The organism is Acidovorax sp. K2F (assembly GCF_025246485.1).
In the GTDB taxonomy this organism is placed as follows: domain Bacteria; phylum Pseudomonadota; class Gammaproteobacteria; order Burkholderiales; family Burkholderiaceae_C; genus Acidovorax; species Acidovorax delafieldii.
In genome coordinates, this window is sequence record NZ_JAOBSQ010000108.1 from 1 (window position 1) to 858 (window position 858).

1 protein-coding gene is annotated in these 858 nt (G+C 64.8%); it reads right to left on the reverse strand.

Annotation, left to right across the window (positions count from 1 at the left end):
* A partial coding sequence (locus N4G42_RS25470) for an IS5 family transposase (protein WP_260669180.1) occupies positions 1 to 803 on the reverse strand: 803 nt, incomplete at its 3' end.
* Positions 804 to 858: the final 55 nt, after the last annotated feature.

Consider the following 858-nt stretch of genomic DNA (forward strand, 5'->3'; position numbering starts at 1 on the left):
CACAACACCTTCAACGACCCGCCTGTGCGTGCGCACGCCTGTGCCACTGCTTGCCCAGCCGCTGCGCGGTCCGGTACAGCGGCGCTGGTGACCACCACCGCCAGCAACAATCCCAGCGTATCCACGACCAGATGGCGCTTGCGCCCTTGAACCTTCTTGCCCGCATCAAAGCCCAGCGTTCCGCCCTGAGGGCTGCCACGGTTGGATTGGGAGTCGATCACGGCTTCACTGGGCTGCTCTGCGCGCTCCACACGTTGACGCCACTGCTGGCGCAGACGCTCGTGCAGCGCTTCAAACTTGCCTTGACGGGCCCAGCGTACAAAGGCTTTTTGCACCGACTGCCAGGGAGGATAGATCTGGGTGGGCAGGTTGCGCCAGGACGAGCCGGTGCGCAGCACGTAGCAGCACGCTTCAACCACGCTGCGTCGAGAGTACGTTGCAGGCCGACCTGGCGCGCCGGGCTCTGGTTCGAACAAGTCCTGGGCCAGTGCCCATTCCGCGTCTGTGAGGGCAAGGGCCATGCCCGAGTCGCTGCTGGGGCGATGCAGGGCGGTGTAGCCGTAGCGGGTGCCAGGCTGCTGGGGGTTGGCGCGTGCCAGTTGCTGCTTGGGCCGTGTCCGCTGTAACCCAGCGGCCTTGAGCGCTGCACGCAGGGTCACTGTGCTGGGGGCGTTGCGGCCCATGCGTTCGCCCCAGACCAGGGCCAACTCCGGCAGTGTCGCCTGGGGGTTGTCGCGCACTACCTCGCGCAAGGCTGCGTACTCCCCAGTGGATATCACGGGCGGTCGGCCTGTCTTTGCCATTGCATTGCTCCTGCTTGGTCAGTGCGACAGGATTTTAATTTATTTCTTCTACACC